General features: G+C 61.4%; 18 protein-coding genes. 8 read left to right on the top strand and 10 right to left on the bottom strand.

Features of this window, described 5'->3' with window-relative positions; translation table 11 throughout:
- Nucleotides 1-58: 58 nt before the first annotated feature.
- Nucleotides 59-541: a methylated-DNA--[protein]-cysteine S-methyltransferase gene (locus HKK55_RS03170; protein WP_169353326.1), complete on the top strand. Its 483-nt coding sequence runs from the start codon at nt 59-61 to the stop codon at nt 539-541.
- Between the two features lie 137 nt (nt 542-678).
- Here HKK55_RS03170 and HKK55_RS03165 read toward each other — a convergent pair whose 3' ends face one another.
- From HKK55_RS03165 to HKK55_RS03150, 4 genes are all read right to left on the bottom strand, one after another.
- A complete protein-coding gene (locus HKK55_RS03165) occupies nt 679-1,686 on the bottom strand; it encodes an Ldh family oxidoreductase (RefSeq protein WP_169353325.1) in 1,008 nt (335 codons plus the stop codon).
- On the bottom strand, nt 1,679-3,256 hold the full coding sequence (locus tag HKK55_RS03160) for an aldehyde dehydrogenase (NADP(+)) (protein ID WP_169353324.1): 1,578 nt from the start codon (nt 3,254-3,256) through the stop codon (nt 1,679-1,681). The genes HKK55_RS03165 and HKK55_RS03160 overlap by 8 nt, the downstream gene beginning before the upstream one ends.
- A 29-nt stretch (nt 3,257-3,285) precedes the next feature.
- Nucleotides 3,286-4,854 (bottom strand): APC family permease, encoded by a 1,569-nt coding sequence (locus HKK55_RS03155; protein WP_169353323.1) that lies wholly within the window; start codon nt 4,852-4,854, stop codon nt 3,286-3,288.
- Nucleotides 4,855-5,095: 241 nt separating this feature from the next.
- Nucleotides 5,096-6,016, bottom strand: coding sequence for a dihydrodipicolinate synthase family protein (locus HKK55_RS03150; protein ID WP_169353322.1), 921 nt, complete (start codon nt 6,014-6,016; stop codon nt 5,096-5,098).
- A gap of 241 nt (nt 6,017-6,257) precedes the next feature.
- On the opposite strand from HKK55_RS03150, the gene HKK55_RS03145 reads away from it, so the two are divergent.
- From HKK55_RS03145 to HKK55_RS03125, 5 genes are all read left to right on the top strand, one after another.
- Nucleotides 6,258-7,190: a 4-hydroxyproline epimerase gene (locus HKK55_RS03145; protein ID WP_169353321.1), complete on the top strand. Its 933-nt coding sequence runs from the start codon at nt 6,258-6,260 to the stop codon at nt 7,188-7,190.
- Entirely contained in the window at nt 7,187-8,293 is a 1,107-nt protein-coding gene (locus HKK55_RS03140) for an FAD-binding oxidoreductase (RefSeq protein WP_169353320.1), read from the top strand. The genes HKK55_RS03145 and HKK55_RS03140 overlap by 4 nt, the downstream gene beginning before the upstream one ends.
- The gene (locus HKK55_RS03135; RefSeq protein ID WP_169353319.1) at nt 8,290-8,508 is read left to right on the top strand and encodes a 2Fe-2S iron-sulfur cluster-binding protein; all 219 of its coding nucleotides are present in this window, start codon (nt 8,290-8,292) and stop codon (nt 8,506-8,508) included. Before HKK55_RS03140 ends, HKK55_RS03135 begins: the two co-directional genes overlap by 4 nt.
- Nucleotides 8,505-9,734: an FAD/NAD(P)-binding oxidoreductase gene (locus tag HKK55_RS03130; protein ID WP_169353318.1), complete on the top strand. Its 1,230-nt coding sequence runs from the start codon at nt 8,505-8,507 to the stop codon at nt 9,732-9,734. The genes HKK55_RS03135 and HKK55_RS03130 overlap by 4 nt, the downstream gene beginning before the upstream one ends.
- A gap of 123 nt (nt 9,735-9,857) precedes the next feature.
- Nucleotides 9,858-10,619, top strand: a complete 762-nt coding sequence (locus tag HKK55_RS03125) for an AraC family transcriptional regulator (protein ID WP_169357771.1) — start codon at nt 9,858-9,860, stop codon at nt 10,617-10,619.
- On the opposite strand, the gene HKK55_RS03120 is transcribed toward HKK55_RS03125, so the two are convergent.
- On the bottom strand, nt 10,582-11,400 hold the full coding sequence (locus HKK55_RS03120) for a GNAT family N-acetyltransferase (protein ID WP_169353317.1): 819 nt from the start codon (nt 11,398-11,400) through the stop codon (nt 10,582-10,584). The two genes, HKK55_RS03125 and HKK55_RS03120, sit on opposite strands and share 38 nt — an antisense overlap.
- Before the next feature lie 178 nt (nt 11,401-11,578).
- Here HKK55_RS03120 and HKK55_RS03115 point away from each other — a divergent pair, with 178 nt between their 5' ends.
- Nucleotides 11,579-12,004 carry a low affinity iron permease family protein gene (locus HKK55_RS03115; RefSeq protein WP_169353316.1) on the top strand — a complete coding sequence of 142 codons (426 nt, stop codon included), beginning with the start codon at nt 11,579-11,581 and terminating at the stop codon, nt 12,002-12,004.
- Between the two features lie 68 nt (nt 12,005-12,072).
- Here the strand turns inward: HKK55_RS03115 and HKK55_RS03110 are convergent, their stop codons facing one another.
- From HKK55_RS03110 to HKK55_RS03095, 4 genes are all read right to left on the bottom strand, one after another.
- The gene (locus tag HKK55_RS03110) at nt 12,073-12,600 is read right to left on the bottom strand and encodes a DUF4142 domain-containing protein (protein WP_169353315.1); all 528 of its coding nucleotides are present in this window, start codon (nt 12,598-12,600) and stop codon (nt 12,073-12,075) included.
- Between the two features lie 119 nt (nt 12,601-12,719).
- Nucleotides 12,720-13,358: a LysE family translocator gene (locus tag HKK55_RS03105; RefSeq protein WP_155585016.1), complete on the bottom strand. Its 639-nt coding sequence runs from the start codon at nt 13,356-13,358 to the stop codon at nt 12,720-12,722.
- A 56-nt stretch (nt 13,359-13,414) separates the two neighbouring features.
- Nucleotides 13,415-13,825 carry a fosfomycin resistance glutathione transferase gene (gene fos / locus HKK55_RS03100; RefSeq protein WP_169353314.1) on the bottom strand — a complete coding sequence of 137 codons (411 nt, stop codon included), beginning with the start codon at nt 13,823-13,825 and terminating at the stop codon, nt 13,415-13,417.
- 27 nt (nt 13,826-13,852) lie between these two features.
- Complete coding sequence (locus tag HKK55_RS03095; protein WP_237151354.1) at nt 13,853-14,758, bottom strand: LysR family transcriptional regulator; 906 nt, start codon at nt 14,756-14,758, stop codon at nt 13,853-13,855.
- A 77-nt stretch (nt 14,759-14,835) separates the two neighbouring features.
- On the opposite strand from HKK55_RS03095, the gene HKK55_RS03090 reads away from it, so the two are divergent.
- The gene (locus tag HKK55_RS03090) at nt 14,836-15,321 is read left to right on the top strand and encodes a DMT family transporter (protein WP_169353312.1); all 486 of its coding nucleotides are present in this window, start codon (nt 14,836-14,838) and stop codon (nt 15,319-15,321) included.
- Between the two features lie 3 nt (nt 15,322-15,324).
- Here HKK55_RS03090 and HKK55_RS03085 read toward each other — a convergent pair whose 3' ends face one another.
- Nucleotides 15,325-16,656 carry an MFS transporter gene (locus HKK55_RS03085; protein ID WP_169353311.1) on the bottom strand — a complete coding sequence of 444 codons (1,332 nt, stop codon included), beginning with the start codon at nt 16,654-16,656 and terminating at the stop codon, nt 15,325-15,327.
- Nucleotides 16,657-16,708: the final 52 nt, after the last annotated feature.

Raw genomic sequence — 16,708 nt, 5'->3', positions numbered from 1 at the left:
ACTGCCCGATCTACAGTGGCGTCGTACCGTTCACACCTGCTCATCAAGGAGTCCGATCATGTCTTGCGAATACAAACTCATACCCTCTCCGGTCGGCCAACTGACCCTTGTCGCCCGGGGCGGGAAACTCGCGGCCATTCTGTGGGAAAACGAACGCGCCAATCGCGTGCGCCTGGGGCCGTTGCAGGAGGTAAGCGACAGTCCGGTGCTGCTGGAAACCGAGCGGCAGTTGAAGGAATACTTTGCCGGCACCCGCAATCGTTTCGAGCTGGAACTGGACTTTGCCGGCACCGACTTCCAAAAGAAAGTCTGGCAGGCACTGCTGACCATTCCCCACGGTGAAACCCGCAGCTACAGCCAGATCGCCTTGCAGATCGGCAACCCGAAAGCCGTGCGTGCGGTGGGCGCCGCCAACGGGCGTAACCCGATTTCGATTGTTACGCCGTGCCACCGGGTGATTGGTGCGTCGGGCGGCTTGACCGGGTTTGCCGGTGGGCTTGAGGCCAAGCAGTATTTGCTGGAGCTGGAACTTGCTGTCTGATTTCGCCCTGTAGCCGCTGCCGAGGCACGAGGCTGCGATGTGGGCCGCAGGACCGCCCCTGGGGCCGCTACGCAGCCCGTCGCAGCCTCGTGCCTCGGCAGCGGCTACAGAGCGAGATCAGCGCATCGTCGAGTCACTTAACTGAGCAGCGCCCGAATATCCGCCAACAACGCCTTCGGGATCTGAACCCCGCGCTTCAAACTCCGCGCCCTCGCCTCAAACCGCCTCTGGGAAGGCAGCCGCGCGCCCTGCCCGGTAATGGCCTCGAACAGCCCTTCTGCCCGCTGCAATCCCTGCTCATAGTCGTCCCCCAAAAACACCTTGGGATCAAACGCCAACACCAACTCCCCATGACACGGCGCCGCGCCCACGCCGTCGTCAAAGGCCATCGACTCAGCGCTGGTCAAATCCCCGATCAACGCCCCCGCCAGCAACTCGATCATTGCTGCCAACGCCGAGCCTTTGTGGCCACCGAAGGTTTGCATCGCGCCTTTGAGCGCCGCGTTGGCGTCGGTGGTGGGTTGGCCGTCCGCGTCGATCGCCCAATGAGCAGGGATCGCCAAACCCTGACGCGCATGAAGTTCGATATCGCCACGGGCGATGGCGCTGGTAGCGAAGTCAAAGACGAACGGGTTGCCATTGGGTCTTGGCCAGGCGAACGCCAGTGGATTGGTGCCGAACACCGGTTTGCTACCACCCGCCGGGGCCACCCAACTATGACTGGGGTTCATGGCGATGCCCACCAGTCCTGCTGCGGCGATGGCTTCGACCTCCGGCCATAGCGCCGAGAAGTGAAAACAGCGCTTGATCGCCATGGCGGCCAAGCCTTGGCTGCGCGCTTTTTCCACCAACAATGGCAAGCCCGTCTGGAAGCTCAGCAGTGAGTAGCCATAGTGAGCGTCCACTTCCACCACACCCGCCGAAAGGTGGCGCACGGAGGGCGAGGCCGACGGATCGACCTTACCTTGGCGCAAAGACCGCACACAGCCCAGCAGGCGATAAACACCATGGGAATGGCATTCATCCCGCTGGGCGCTGGTGATGACCTGCGCAATAGCTTCGGCGTGGGCGTCGGACAGGCCGTGATGAGTCAGCACGCTCAACGCCAAGTGGTGGACCTCGTCCAGCGAAAGGCGCTCAGTCATGAGCACGTCCACCGTTGACCCGCCGAGGCACATTCAAGGGATTACTGTCCGCCAACTCCAGCGGCAACAGTGCCGCAGGCAAATCCTGATACGACACGGGTCGTAAAAACCGATTAATCGCCAGGCCGCCCACCGATGTGGTGCGGGTGTCCGAGGTGGCTGGAAACGGGCCGCCATGCACCATGGCATGACCCACTTCGACACCCGTGCCAAAGCCATTGACCAGCAAGCGCCCGGCTTTGTTTTCCAGGGTGGGCAACAACGCACGGACTTGCGGGTAATCCGCCTCGCTGATGTGCAAGGCGATGGTCAGTTGACCTTCCAAGGCGCTCACTAATTGCTTGAGTTGAGCCTCGTCAGAGCAGCGTACGATCAACGATGCAGGGCCGAACACTTCTTCACGCAATGCCAAGTGCTGCAAGAAGGCCACCGCGGAGGTGGCGAACAACGCCGCTCGGGCCTGATAGCGATCACCCGCAAGCCCCTGCCCCAACGTCTCGACCTCGGCATGCGCCAACAAGCGTTCGACACCCTGACAGTAACTGCCATGAATTCCCGGTGTCAGCATCGTATTGGCGGCGACCTTCTCTAAAGCATCGACAGCAGCCCCCTCAAACAACCGTAGCGCCGGCCCGTCAATCGCCAGGATCAATCCGGGATTGGTGCAAAACTGCCCCGCGCCCAAGGTCAACGAAGCCACAAAACCACTCGCAATCGAAGCGCCCCGCTCCCCTAATGCATGGGGCATCAACAGCACCGGATTGATCGAACTCATCTCGGCATACACCGGGATCGGCTCCTCGCGACCCGCCGCAATTTTCATCAACGCCACGCCGCCGGTTCGCGAACCGGTAAAGCCCACCGCCTTGATCCGACGATCCGCCACCAACCCTTGGCCAATACTGCGGCCGGTATCGAACAGCAGCGAAAACACCCCTTCCGGCAAACCATGGATACTCACCGCCTGCTGAATCGCCCGCCCCACCAACTCCGACGTGCCGGGATGCGCCGAATGCGCCTTGACGATCACCGGGCAACCTGCGGCCAACGCCGAAGCGGTATCGCCCCCAGCCACAGAGAACGCCAGGGGAAAGTTCGACGCACCGAACACCGCCACCGGGCCGATGGCGATGTTGCGCAAACGCAAATCGACCTTCGGCAGCGGTGTGCGGTCAGGCTGGGCCGGGTCGATGTGCACATCGAGAAAGTCACCTTTGCGCACCACCTCGGCGAATAGCCGCAGCTGTCCAACGGTGCGCCCGCGCTCACCTTCGATACGGCCACGAGGCAGCCCGGTTTCCTGCATGCAACGCTCGATCAGTTCATCACCAAGGGCGAGGATGTTACTGGCGATGCTCTCCAGAAACGCCGCCCGTCGCTCCAGCGGCCGTGCGCGATAGTCATCGAATGCAGCCTCGGCAAGCTCACAGGCGCGATCCAGATCCGCCAGGCTGGCGCCCCCGAATGAGGGCTCCAATGCCTGCCCGGTGGCGGCATCCAGCCCGCGCAGTTCACCGTTTTCACCGCGACACGCACGTTGGCCGATCAGCAGTTGACCTGTCATGGACATGGGTTACCTCTCGCTATACGTCAGGAAAATCATTCTTCGTCGCCGTCCAGCACCAGCTTGTGGGCTGGCACGCCGGTGTTGGCGCCCCAGTAGTAAATGCCCAGGGCCATGACCGTCACCGCCAGGGTGTCGTACGGGTGCACCAACGCACCGATGCCGCCGAAACTGCCCAAGTAGGAAATCAAAATCGTCAGGGCATAAAAAGCGATCAGCCACAGCGACGAGCGCACTTGTTCCCCCAGGCTCAAGTGTGCGGTGGGCACCAGGCGCTTGCAGCCCAGGTAGATCACAAACATCAGGATTTGCAGGCCCAGCAGCCACGACACCGTGCCCCAGCCAGACCAGTAGACGATCAGCGCCGCGATCACAAACGACACCGGGCCGAGCACGGCAAAACCGCTGACGCGAAACGGACGAGGCAGGTCTGGCGCGCTCTTGCGCAACGCAGCCACGGAGATCGGGGCAATGGCGTAACTGAGCACCAAGGCGGCCGAGACCACGTTGATCAGGGCTTCCCACGACGGGAACGGCAAGGTCCAGAACACCGACAAGGCGAAGGTCAGCCACAGCGCCGGACGCGGGATGCCGGACTTCTCATCGATGCGGGTAAAAATCTTGAAGAACGTGCCAGTGCGTGCCCAGCCGTAGACCACGCGCGGCGTGGCATTCATGTAGATGTTGCCGCAGCCGCTGGGGGAAATTACCGCGTCTGCCACCACCAGGTAGGCCAGCCAGCCCACACCCAGGGTCAGCGCAATATCGCGGTATGGCAGGGAGAATTCCTTGCTGATGGCGCCCCAGCCATTGGCGAGCATTTCGGTGGGAATGCTGCCGAGGAAAGCCAGTTGCAGCAGGCCGTAGATCAGGGTGGAGAGCAGTACCGAAAGGATCAGCGCGATGGGAATCGTGCGCTGAGGATTGCGGACTTCACTGGCCACGGAAATGATCGGTGTAAGCCCCAGGTAGGCAAAAATGATCCCGCCTGCAGAGACCGCCATCTCAATGCCCGACAGACCAAACGGCGCAAAACCCTGGACATGAAAGTTGTCGGGTTTGAAAAAGGTGAACAGCACACCGATCACCAGCAACGGCACGATGAACTTGAACAGGCTGATGACGTTGTTGGCCTTGGCGAAGGTTTTGACACTGTAGTAGTTCAGCGCAAAAAACAGGCAGAGCAAGGCGAACTGCATCAACCAGCCAATGATGGTCGGGTTGCTGCTGCCTTCATGAGTCAGGCCGGGAAACCAGGCGGCGGCGTATTGGCGTGCGGCGACCACTTCAATCGCTACCAGGCTGGAGAAGGCGATCAGTGTGATAAAGCCCATCAAGTAGCCCAGCAACGGCCCGTGGGAAAACACCGGATAACGCACCACTCCGCCCGCTCGAGGCAAGGCCGCGCCGAGCTCGCAATAGACGATGCCAAGCAGCAACACGGCAAAGCCACCCAGCAACCAGGAAAAGATCCCTGCCGGCCCGGCAATCGCCGAGACATGGCTGGCGGCGAACAGCCAGCCGGAACCAAAGATCGCCCCCAAACCGATAAAGGTGAGGTCGACCAGCGATAACTGTTTCTTGAACTTGCCTTGGCCTGACATAGGCGCGCCTTCTTTTATGTGGTTATTGGAATAGGCAGATCGAAATGTCTTTCACAGCAAAATCTTGTTGTGTTGAGCAGGCTTCTTTGTGGCGAGCGGGCTTGCCCGCGTTGGGCTGCGTAGCAGTCCCTGCAGGCCCGACTCAGCCTTACAGACAGACCACAGCGGCAGGTTTTGGGGCTGCTTCGCAGCCCAACGCGGGCAAGCCCGCTCGCCACAAGTATTCACTCACATAGAGTCTTTACAGCCCCACATCCGGCAATGCCGGCCGCTCGGCCAGCGCCTTGGCAACGATGGCTTTCACCCCGGCCAACGTCTCGCCCTGCAACGCCAGACGCGGCGGACGCGTGATCGAGGAGCCACGCCCCACCAGCTCTTCACACAGCTTGATGCACTGCACCAAGTCAGGACGTGCATCCAGGTGCAGCAACGGCATAAACCAGCGATACAGCGCCAACGCCTCTTCAAAGCGCTTTTCCTTGGCCAGGCGGAACAACGTTTCGCCCTCTTTCGGGAAAGCGTTGGACATGCCCGAGACCCAACCTTCAGCCCCCACGGCGATGCTCTCCACCACCACATCGTCCAGGCCGGCAAACAGTACGAAGCGATCGCCCACGGCGTTGCGCAGGTCGATAAACCGTCGGGTATCACCGGAAGAATCCTTGAAGCAGACGATGTTTTCGCAATCCTGCAGAGCGACCAGCACGTCCGGTGTCACGTCGTTTTTGTAGATCGGCGGGTTGTTGTAGACCATCACCGGCAAATCGGTGCTGGTGGCAATCGCCCGGAAGTGCGCAGCGGTTTCCCGTGCGGTAGCGGAGTACACCAGGGCCGGCATTACCATCACGCCATCGACGCCCACGCGGGCAGCTTCCTTGACGGTGTTGCGGGCGAAGTCAGTGGTGAACTCGGCAATGCCGGCGATCACCGGGATGCGGCCAGCGGCTGCATCCTTGGCCACTTCGATGACCGAGAGCTTTTCTGCAGTGCTCAGGGAGGTGTTTTCGCCGACGGTGCCACACACCACCAGGCCGGAAACACCGTCTTCCACCAGGTTGCGAATCACGGCATGGGTGGCTTCCAGGTCCAGGGAAAAGTCTGGCTTGAACTGGGTGCTGACAGCGGGAAAAACCCCGCTCCAATGAATGGCTTTACGGCTCATGGTCTTGTCCTTATTAGGGTCGGTCTGGCCGACTGGCGTTGGAAACGTAAAACAGATTCCGCCTTTTGCGCCGATGCAGCTTGAGACTTTTCCTACTTGAAGGAGACGAAATCGGCACAATCACGATCGGCACCTCAACCACGGCAATTGTGCCGATTTCGTCATGCCAACCCGCGAAAAACAACAAGCGAATCCGTCCCGATGCGAGCCACTCTGTAGGCCATTCTCATCAGGTGCTGCCATGAAAAAAATCACCGTCATCGACTCACATACCGGGGGCGAGCCCACTCGCCTGGTGATCGCAGGCTTCCCGGATCTGGGCCAGGGCTCCATGGCCGAGCGCAAGCAGATCCTTGAGCGCGACCACGATCAATGGCGCGCCGCCTGCGTGCTCGAACCTCGGGGCAGCGACGTGCTGGTGGGCGCGTTGTTATGCGAACCGCGAGCCGCCGACGCCTGTGCTGGTGTGATCTTTTTCAACAACAGCGGTTACCTGGGCATGTGCGGCCACGGCACCATCGGCCTGGTGCGCTCGCTGCATCATCTGGGGCGCATCACGCCAGGCGTGCATAACATCGAAACCCCGGTGGGCACCGTACAAGCTACCTTGCACGACGACCTGTCGGTGAGCGTGCGCAACGTGCCCGCGTATCGCTATCGCAAAGCGGTCGAACTGAGCGTGCCTGGCCACGGCGTGATCCAGGGCGATATTGCCTGGGGCGGCAATTGGTTTTTCTTGATCAGCGAGCATGGTCAGCGCATTGCCGGCGATAACGTCGAGGCACTGACTCACTACACCTGGGCAGTGCGTGAAGCCCTGGAGGCGGCCCATATCACCGGCAAGGATGGCGGTGTGATCGACCATATCGAACTGTTCGCCGACGACGCCCAGGCCGACAGCCGCAACTTCGTGCTGTGCCCCGGCAAAGCCTACGACCGCTCTCCCTGCGGTACCGGCACCAGCGCCAAACTGGCGTGCCTGGCGGCTGACGGCAAACTGGCCGAAGGGGCAACCTGGACCCAGGCCAGCGTGATCGGCAGCCAGTTCACCGCGCACTATGACGTGGTGGGCGAGCAGATCATCCCGACGCTGCGCGGCACCGCCCACCTGAGCGCCGAAGCCACCTTGCTGATCGAAGACAGCGACCCGTTCGCCTGGGGCATTGTGCTGTGAACGCCGAGGCCGATGTGATCGTGATCGGCGCCGGGATTGTCGGTGCGGCCTGCGCCCACGAGTTCGCCCGGCGCGGCCTGAAAGTGTTGGTGCTGGACAACGCCAGCGGTGGCGCCACCGGTGCCGGCATGGGCCACCTGGTGGCGATGGATGACAACGCCGCCGAACTGGCCCTGAGTCACTATTCCATTGGCCTGTGGAATGCCCTGCGCGACGAGATGCCCGCCGCCTGCGCTTACCGCAACTGCGGCACCTTGTGGCTGGCCGCCGATGATGCCGAGATGGACCTGGCACGGGCCAAGCAGCGCACCCTGGCCGACCATGGCATTGATGGGCAATTGCTCGACCGCGAACAACTGGCACAAATGGAACCGATGCTGCGCAAAGGCCTGGGTGGCGCTCTGAAAATCATCGGCGACGGCATTCTCTACGCCCCGGCGACCGCCCAATGGCTGCTGCAAAAACACCCACTGATCAGCCAGCTCCAGGCCGACGTCCAGGCCGTCGGTCCGCAACGCGTGCAACTGGCCGACCAGCGCACGTTGTCGGCCGAATACGTGGTCGTGGCCAATGGTTATCCCGCCCGGACGTTGCTGCCGGAATTACCACTGCGGCCAAAAAAGGGCCACTTGTTGATCACTGATCGCTACCCGGTGCAGGTCAGCCATCAACTGGTGGAACTGGGCTACGCCGCCAGCGCCCATGCCAGCGACGGCACCTCGGTGGCGTTCAATGTGCAGCCGCGTCCCACGGGGCAATTGCTGATTGGCTCGTCTCGTCAATTCGACACCCTGGAGCATGCGGTCGAGCCCGCCGTACTCGCGCGAATGTTGCAGCGGGCCGTGGAATATTTGCCGGGGTTGAGCGACCTCAATGGCATTCGCGCCTGGACCGGATTTCGTGCGGCGACACCGGACGGCCTGCCCATCCTCGGCGAGCATCCACAGCAAAAAGGCCTGTGGCTGGCGGTCGGGCACGAAGGCCTGGGTGTCACCACCGCCCCCGGCAGCGCCCGCCTGCTGGCGGCGCAAATGTTGGGTGAAACACCCGACCTGGATATTCGCCCTTACCTTCCCGAGCGCTTCGCTGGAGTGACCGCATGATTATTTACCTGGAGCGCCAACCGCTGACGGTGCGCGACGGCATCACCGTCGCCGCTGCGGTGACGGTCACTCGCACGTCCTGCACCGGCCAGCCTCGAGCAGCGTTTTGCGGCATGGGTATTTGCCAGGAATGCCGGATGACCATCAACGGCCGGCGCCAGCTGGCCTGCCAGACCTTGTGCCGCGAAGGCATGCAGGTGGAGCGCAGCGTATGAATCAAGCGTGCGACATTCTTATCGTGGGCAGCGGCCCCGCCGGTTTGGCCGCCGCCCGTGCCGCCAGCCGCGCGGGATTGCATATCACCGTGATCGACGATAACCCGCGTGCCGGTGGACAGATCTGGCGCAACGGACCGGATACTCAACTGGAACCTACGGTGCTGGAACGCCTGGCGGTGCTGGAACAGCCGTCGATTCGCTACCTGCCGGGGACGCGCGTGGTGGCGGCACTCCAGCCAGGATCGCTGCTGCTGGAGAATGCCGAGCATGGCTTTGTCATGGAGTACCGTCGGCTGATTCTCTGCTGCGGCGCCCGGGAATTGTTACTGCCCTTCCCCGGCTGGACCCTGCCGGGTGTCACTGGTGCCGGCGCCCTGCAAGCCCTGGTGAAAAATGGCTTGTCCATACAGGGCGAACGCACGCTGATTTCCGGCAGTGGCCCGCTGTTGCTGGCCAGTGCAGCCACGGCACGTAAAGCCGGGGCTCAGGTTGAAAACGTGCTGGAGCAGGCCTGCGCCAGATCCGTCACGGGATTTGCCGCGCAACTGTGGCGTTGGCCGACGAAGATTCGCCAAGCCCTCGACCTCGCCACCACGGCCTATCGCTGGAACAGTCACGTGGTCGAGGCCCTGGGTGACCAGCGGCTGGAAGCGGTACGGATCAAGGTCGGTAGCCGCCTCAAGGAAATCCCTTGTGAGCGCCTGGCCTGCGGTTTCGGGCTGGTGCCCAACACCACCCTCGCGGCGCACTTGGGGTGTGAACTGCAAGGCACCGCCATAGCGGTCGACTCACGGCAATGCACCAGCCTGCCCGAGGTGTATGCCGCGGGAGAATGCACCGGCGTCGGGGGCAGCGAACTGGCGTTGATCGAGGGAGAGATCGCCGGGCTGGCGGCCAGTGGGCAACACCCAGAGATTGAGGCACTGCTTGTGCGTCGCGACCATTGGCAGGCCTTTGCCGATCAGGTCAGGCAAGCCTTTGCGCTGAACCCGGCGATCCACCGCCTGGCACAGCCTGATACGCTACTGTGTCGCTGCGAGGATGTGCCCTTTGCTGCCATGGCTTGCGAAAGCTCCTGGACCGCCGCCAAACTGCAAACCCGCTGCGGCATGGGCGCTTGCCAGGGCCGCGTGTGTGGCACCGCCGCGCAAACCCTGTTTGGCTGGGACGCTCCGCTGCCACGCTCGCCATTAGTGCCGGCCAGGATCAGTACCCTCCTGTAGCCGCTGCCGAGGCACGAGGCTGCGATGCGTGTCCGCAGGACCGCCCTCGCCAAGCCCAGCGCAGCCTCGTACCTCGACAGCGGCTACAGCCACCGGCAGCGACTACACAACATAGGCACAGACATGAACGACACCGTGCTGCTCAACAGCCTCACCGCCGCTCCCCAGGATATCGACAGCCTGCTGGGCAGCATCGGGTTGATCCTGCCACTGCTGGACAGCATTCCCAGCACGGTGTTTTTCATCAAGGACCTGCAAGCCCGCTACCTGACGGCCAACCTGACCCTGGCCCAGCGCTGCGGTTTCAAGACAGTGGCCCCGTTGCTGGGCAAGACCTCCGCCGAAGTCTTCCCGGCGGTTCTGGGGCCGGTCTACACCGAGCAGGATCAACGCGTGCTGCGCCAGGGCATTACCATCAAAGGCCAACTGGAGTTGCACCTGTATGGCAGCCGCGAACCGGGTTGGTGCCTGACCCACAAGCTGCCGCTGTATGGATGCGACGGGCAGATCATCGGTATGGCCGGCATCTCCTTCGACCTGCAGGCGGCACGTGATGCGCACCCGGCCTATCAACGCCTGGCTGCTGTCGACCGGTATATCCGCGAGCATTACAATGAAGCGATTCGCATGGATGACCTGACGGCCATCGCCGACCTATCGGTGGCGCAACTGGAGCGCTACTGCAAACGGATCTTCCACCTGACGCCGCGGCAGATGATCCACAAAGTACGCCTGGAACATGCATCACGCTTACTGCTCGGTGAGTTACCGATCACCGACGTGGCGTTGCAATGCGGTTATACCGATCACAGCGCCTTCAGCCGTCAGTTCAAGTCGCTGACGGGGGTCAGCCCACGGCAGTTTCGCCAGAGTGCGGCGGGGTAAGTGCCGGCAGCGGCCCGCGCCAAAACGCCTGGTATTCGAACAAGTCCTTGAAGCCCATCTTGCGATACAGAGAAACCCCCAGGGCGGAGGCCTCAAGGAAACACCAGCGCGCGCCAAGGCCCATGGCATGCGCCAGGGAGGCCTGCATCAACTGCGTCGCATAACCCCGGCCGCGAAAAGCCGCATGAGTGCCCACATCGTTGAGCCGGGCCACCTGGTCAATCATCGACAAGGTCAGTGCGCACACCACCGTCCCCTGTATTGTCGCGGTGAAATGGTAAAGGTCTTCACCACCGTCCATGGCCAACTGATGCCGGGCTTGATAGTGCGCGGTCCATTCGGCAGACATCGCGAACGCGCTGCCCACGGGACCCGCCCAGTCGTCGAGGTTGTAGGTCAGGTTGATCTGCGGCGGGGCACCCCTCGCTGCTGCAGGTGCAAAGGTTGCCAGGTCAAGCACCATCGCCGTTGTGGTCTCGATAACAGTAAACCCCAGGTTCGCCAGGGGTTCCTGCACACACCCGATCTTATCCCGGTGGACCATCGTGCGCACCGGCACCACGGTGCGGGGGATCAGCTCCAGAATGGCATCCAACCCGTCACCCAGGAGGCCGCTGCCCACCCGGATAAACAGCAGGTTCCACTCATTGATGTGCAGATCAGCGAAATACCCGTTTACGCAGGCGTTGAAGCGCCGGTGCAACGGGCATGTCACAGCGAAATAGTGGTGTTCGGTCTGGTGATAAAGGCTGGCGAGATCGAGGGGGCCAATGGCGTGCATAACGGGGGTCCGGGCAAAAACCCAGTCTTGGCGACACCGCTTAAAGGCACCGTAAATGCTTTCCGAAAAGGCCCGACGAAAAATCGTATACGTTTGTCCATTTTTCAGTTTGTAAAAAGAAATTTCAGAGCACCGTCGAGGTCAGTATTTTCATCACCCACCCGTTAAGGAAACGGCCATGAAATTCTCCGCAGTCTCACAATCCTTGTCCCGCTGGGCAGGCAGTGCCCGGACGTTCTACGCGGCAGTGGCGTTGATTTTTCTGTGGAGTTTGAGTGGACCGTATTTCCACTACAACGACACCTGGCAACTGATCATCAATACCTCAACCACCATCATTACGTTCCTGATGGTGTTCCTGATTCAGAACACGCAAAACCGTGACAACGATATTTTGCATATCAAGATTGATGAGTTGCTGCGCGCCACCAAGGACGCACACAACGCGGTATTGAGCCTGGATGGCTTGGATCGCAAGACGCTGGAAAAGCTGCGCGGCGAGTACAAGACCATCGGCGACAATGAAACGATCACACCCACAACCCTGGTCACGGATGTGTCCGAAGACGGCGCACAGAGCAAGACCGACCTGAATCAGGCGTAAAAAAACGGCGGTTGGAGTAGGTCCAACCGCCGTTTTTCATTTGGCCCTTAACGGCTCTATCGCCGGAATCAGCCTTCTCCCTGGTGACCTTTTCCATAAGTCGAGGCCAGCGCCCTGGCCTTTTCCAATTGGGTTTCCAGCTTGGGCAGCGTTTCGTCCACCAGCGCCTTGATTTCTGGCACCTCGGACGCTGCGCCTTCCTGCTTGAACAAGGCGATGGCGTCTTCATTGGCCTTGACCTGCTGCGCGGTGTACGCCGCGTCGAACGAGTCACCGTCCTTGAGTTCGGGCATCAGGCTTTCAGCCTTGTCGACGATTTTCTCCCGAGGGGCCACCGGCAGGTCGAGCTTCTTGGCGATCGCCGCCAGGTGCTGGTTGGCGGTGGTGCGCTCGTTGATCACCTCGATGGTGTAGTCCTTGATTTCCTGGGACGAGGTCTTGGCGTGGGCCATGCGACTGGTTTCGATATCGGCCATGCCCTTGGCCGAAGCCTGCTCGATAAATTCGGCGGGCGACTGGGCGAAAGCATTGCTGGCGCCGAGGCCCAGCAGCATCGCGAAACTGGCGGTGCGTAACCGGATAGCCATGCGGCTCATGATGGGTTCCTCCAAGTAATAAACAGGTGTAGGGGAACGAACCCCGCCCTGAATTTGAATTTTCAAGGCGGCAAAGGTTTAGAAAAAACTGGCCAGTGCGACGAACGGTCGTCGGTGGCTCACGCCTTGTGCCCGAACAATCCCGGCAATGCATGAGCCAGGGCATTGATGGCAAAGCCGATAAACATCACCCCGCACAGTCGAGTGATCATCACTTCATGACGCTGATAAACCGCACGCACCTGCCGAGCACCGACCACCCCAATGAGGATCGCGTAAGCGGCAATACCGCCCACAAAGCTGATGAAGATCAGCCACGGCAGCATCGACCAGGTGAGCAGTTCAGCGCGGCTGGAGAGCAACGCGGTGAAGGTCGCCACGGCCACCGGATACGCCTTGGGGTTGGTCAGGCCGAACAGGATGCCGTGCCAGAACGGTTTACGCGCCGCGCCCTGAGGCGTTTCCCCGCTGCTGCGCTGGGTGCGGATAGCGCGCCAGCCAAGCCAGAACAGATACAGACCGCTCAGCACGCCCAGTACATCAAAAGCGCTGCTGCCGATTTCCCGGGCGCCGACGATGGCGATCAACGCGGTGCTGCACCACACCACATCCCCCAGCAAATGCCCGCACAAAAAACCGGCCCCGGCACGACGGCCGCGTGCGGCACCAATGCCGAACACCGCCAGCACGCCGGGGCCAGGCGTAATGGCATAGATAAAACCCGAGGCGAGGACGGCAAACAACAAGGATGAAGTCATGGGCGTTTGGCTCTGGCAGAGGGAAAGCGGGTCGGTTGATTCTGCATGTTCTGTGGCTACGGGTAAAACTTCATTCCTGCGTAAGGTTTATCACGACAGGCCTGTAGGCGTGACGCCAGGTCACCGACATGGATTTCCAGCTTATGACCGTCGGGATCGAGAAAATAGAACGAGGCGCCTTCACTGCGGTTATCCCGCCATTCCTGCACGCCGGCGGCTCGCAGACGCTCCACGTGAGCCGAAAAGTCGGCGCCGACCACGCTGAATGCATAGTGGGTGTATTCGGCCACTGGCGCGCAGGGGCGCAACGGGTCCAGCGACAGACACAACCAGAGCCCGGGCAGCGAGAGGTAGGCACCGTTGTCCCACGTGGCATCAAGATGCAGGTGCAGCAGGCCGTGGTAGAAGCCGACGCTACGATTCAGGTCGGTGACGGACAGGGTCAGGTGGTTGAGGCCTGAGAGCATGTTGTGAGTCCTTTTTGGGCGTGAACATCAAGACAATACATTCTCAACCTGCTCAATCAACCACTGCAACGCCGGATCCCCTCCCCGCCGCGAATGCCAGGCCAGCACGAAGGCAAAGGCCGGGATAGGAAACGGCGGCGACACGGCTAGCAGCCGCTCCTGATCAATGTCGAGCAGGCTGCGGGACGAGACGGTGAGAATCAGGTCGGTCCCCTGGATCAGTTGGGGAGCCACGCCCCAATGCGGCAGGCTGATGGCGACATGTCGACGTTCACGAATCGCCGTCAGCGCCCGTTCGATTTCCGGGGTCCCGCTGCCGCGCATTTCCAGCAGTACATGGGGACGCGCCAGGTAAGTGGGCAAGTCGAGGATGCCATCGGCGGGCAGGCTGTCGCGGTCTACCAGGCAGGCATAGTGCTCTTCGAACAAGGGTGTGCTGCGCAGTTCGGCAGGCAGGTCGGGAAACACGCCGGCAGCCAGGTCGATATCGCCGTTGAGCACACCTTCGACCATGCCTTCGCGGCTGGCAGGGATGATCAACAGATCGATCCCAGGAGCTTCCCGACGCAAGGTGCGTACCAGTCCCGGCAACAACAGAGCAGCGCCGTAGTCCGACATGGCCAGGCGAAAGGTACGCTTGGCCGAGGCGGGATCAAAGCGGTTCGGTGCCAGCAACGCTTGCACTTGGGCCAGGGCATCGGCCAACGGCGTGGCCAGCTCCAGGGCGCGAGCCGTGGGCACCAATGCGCCGCCCTGGCGCACCAACAGCGGATCCCCCAGCAAGTCGCGCAAACGCGCCAGCGCATGGCTCACTGCCGGCTGGCTCAAGTGCAGACGCTCAGCGGCGCGGGTGACATGTTGCTCGCTGAGCAAGGCGTCGAGGATCACCAGCAAGTTGAGGTCGATGCGGCGCAGATCATTCATCCGGTGCATGTCCAGCATAAGAACTTGGAATTTAAATTTGCGCGACGAATGCTCTAGAGTCCAGAAAAACCTCTGGGAGAATCTTCATGACCACGTTGCATTGGGTAGGCTTGTTGCTGTTGGCGGTGATAGCAGGCGCGGTGGTTCCGTTTCAAAGCGCGATCAACGCTAATCTCGGGCGTGGGCTGGGGCACCCGTTATGGGCAACCCTGGCCTCATTGTTGGTGAGTATCGTGGTGTTGCTGCCCGTCATTGTGGCGCTGCGTTTGCCACTGCCCAGCCTGGACTTCATCACCAAGGCGCCCTTGTGGATGTGGGCCGGCGGCGCGTTCGGGGTGTGCTTCATTTCCCTGGCACTGATCCTGCTGCCCAAGCTCGGGGCGTCGGGGTTTATCGCCTTGGCCATGGCCGGGCAAATCATTGCCTCACTGCTGTTGGATCACTTCGGGCTGTTCGGCCTGGTGGAGCGGCAACTGACAGCGCCCCGGTTGATCGGGGCACTGATGTTGATCGCAGGCGTGGCGCTGATTCAGTTCAGTGCGGTGCCGAGTAAAGTCCTGGCAGCCGCTTGATGATCAGAACTTGTCCAGTGTCCGCAACTTTTGCGGCAAGCCCCAGAGCAACAGCGCGGCTGCGATCAGCGCACACACGCCGATGACATAGAGGGCTGGCGTGGTGCTGCCGGTCAGGTCGCGGATCCGGCCGACCATCACCGGGCTGACAATGCCGCCGAACTGACCCAGAGTATTGATCACTGCAATCCCGCCTGCCGCCCCTGCTCCTGCGCCGGCCAGCAGTTTCGGTGGCAAGGTCCAGAAAGTCGGAATTGAGGCGATGATGCCCGCGCCCAACAGGCCCAAGGCGACAATCAGGAACGTGGTGTGATCGGCAAAGATCCCGGCACAGAAGAACCCCACCGCGCCCAGGGCCACCAAGCCGCTGACAAACTTGCGACGCTCGCCGGTGGCGTCCGATAAACGTCCGATCACCACCATGCTGATGGCTCCGCACACGTAGGGAATAGCCGTCAGCAAGCCGATCATCACCGGGCTTTCGGTACCGGCGCTGCGGATCAGTTGTGGCGCCCAGAAGTTCAGGCCGTAAGACGCGACCTGGATCAGAAAGTAGATAAACCCAAGCATCAGGAAGCCCGGAATACGTATCGCCGCCAGCAGCGAACCGCCATGTTTGTTCGGTTCATGCTGGGCAATGCGGCTGGACAGCAAGGCCTTTTCTGACGTGCTCAGCCAGTGGGCGTCCTCAATGCGGTCCTTGAGCAGGATCAGCACCAGGAAGCCCAGGCCGATGCAGGGCAAACCACCCAGCAGGAACAACCAGTGCCAGCCGCGCATCTGCAGCACGCCGTCCAGATGCTCCAGCACCAGGCCGGAGAACGGCGCGCCCACCAATCCGGCAAAAGCGGAGGCCAGGAACAACATTGAGGTGATGCGCCCACGGTAGTTTTGCGGGAACCACAGGGTCAGGTAATACAACACACCGGGAGCAAATCCGGCCTCCATTGCGCCGATGATGAAACGCAGCCCGTAGAACTGCCATTCGGCGGTCACAAATACCATAGCCGCCGTGGCCAGGCCCCAGGACATCATGATCCGCGCGATCCAGCGACGGGCGCCGACCTTGTACAGCATCATGTTGCTCGGCACTTCGAAGATCACGTAGCCGACGACAAACAGCCCTGCCCCCAGGCCGTAGGCGGTGTCACTCAAGCTCAGGTCGGTCTGCAACTGGAACTTGGCGAAGCTGATGTTGATGCGGTCAAAAAAGGCGAACAGGTAGCACACCATGATCAGCGGCATCAGGCGCCAGGCGACCTTGCTGACCAGGGCTTTTTCAGCATCGTGCTCAGCGACCGGGCGCACGCCGGCCTCCAACGTATTAAGGCTCATTGTTTTTCTCCAGGCGGACTGCCCGCAGGTGTCCGATTGTTTTTGTTGTCTG

The organism is Pseudomonas sp. ADAK18, from assembly GCF_012935695.1.
Taxonomy (GTDB): domain Bacteria; phylum Pseudomonadota; class Gammaproteobacteria; order Pseudomonadales; family Pseudomonadaceae; genus Aquipseudomonas.
Note: the sequence above shows the minus strand (reverse complement) of the source record. Positions and strands in the feature narration are given on the sequence as shown.

Bases quoted from the DNA above. Each gene is read 5' to 3' on its own strand.
- HKK55_RS03125 (WP_169357771.1), top strand. From the start codon at position 9,858: ATGAACGACACCGTGCTGCTCAACAGCCTCACCGCCGCTCCCCAGGAT.
- HKK55_RS03150 (WP_169353322.1), bottom strand. From the start codon at position 6,016: ATGAGCCGTAAAGCCATTCATTGGAGCGGGGTTTTTCCCGCTGTCAGC.
- HKK55_RS03120 (WP_169353317.1), bottom strand. From the start codon at position 11,400: ATGCACGCCATTGGCCCCCTCGATCTCGCCAGCCTTTATCACCAGACC.
- HKK55_RS03160 (WP_169353324.1), bottom strand. From the start codon at position 3,256: ATGTCCATGACAGGTCAACTGCTGATCGGCCAACGTGCGTGTCGCGGT.
- HKK55_RS03090 (WP_169353312.1), top strand. From the start codon at position 14,836: ATGACCACGTTGCATTGGGTAGGCTTGTTGCTGTTGGCGGTGATAGCA.
- HKK55_RS03165 (WP_169353325.1), bottom strand. From the start codon at position 1,686: ATGACTGAGCGCCTTTCGCTGGACGAGGTCCACCACTTGGCGTTGAGC.
- HKK55_RS03130 (WP_169353318.1), top strand. From the start codon at position 8,505: ATGAATCAAGCGTGCGACATTCTTATCGTGGGCAGCGGCCCCGCCGGT.
- fos (WP_169353314.1), bottom strand. From the start codon at position 13,825: ATGCTCTCAGGCCTCAACCACCTGACCCTGTCCGTCACCGACCTGAAT.
- HKK55_RS03170 (WP_169353326.1), top strand. From the start codon at position 59: ATGTCTTGCGAATACAAACTCATACCCTCTCCGGTCGGCCAACTGACC.
- HKK55_RS03110 (WP_169353315.1), bottom strand. From the start codon at position 12,600: ATGAGCCGCATGGCTATCCGGTTACGCACCGCCAGTTTCGCGATGCTG.
- HKK55_RS03105 (WP_155585016.1), bottom strand. From the start codon at position 13,358: ATGACTTCATCCTTGTTGTTTGCCGTCCTCGCCTCGGGTTTTATCTAT.
- HKK55_RS03145 (WP_169353321.1), top strand. From the start codon at position 6,258: ATGAAAAAAATCACCGTCATCGACTCACATACCGGGGGCGAGCCCACT.
- HKK55_RS03115 (WP_169353316.1), top strand. From the start codon at position 11,579: ATGAAATTCTCCGCAGTCTCACAATCCTTGTCCCGCTGGGCAGGCAGT.
- HKK55_RS03085 (WP_169353311.1), bottom strand. From the start codon at position 16,656: ATGAGCCTTAATACGTTGGAGGCCGGCGTGCGCCCGGTCGCTGAGCAC.
- HKK55_RS03155 (WP_169353323.1), bottom strand. From the start codon at position 4,854: ATGTCAGGCCAAGGCAAGTTCAAGAAACAGTTATCGCTGGTCGACCTC.
- HKK55_RS03095 (WP_237151354.1), bottom strand. From the start codon at position 14,758: ATGCACCGGATGAATGATCTGCGCCGCATCGACCTCAACTTGCTGGTG.
- HKK55_RS03135 (WP_169353319.1), top strand. From the start codon at position 8,290: ATGATTATTTACCTGGAGCGCCAACCGCTGACGGTGCGCGACGGCATC.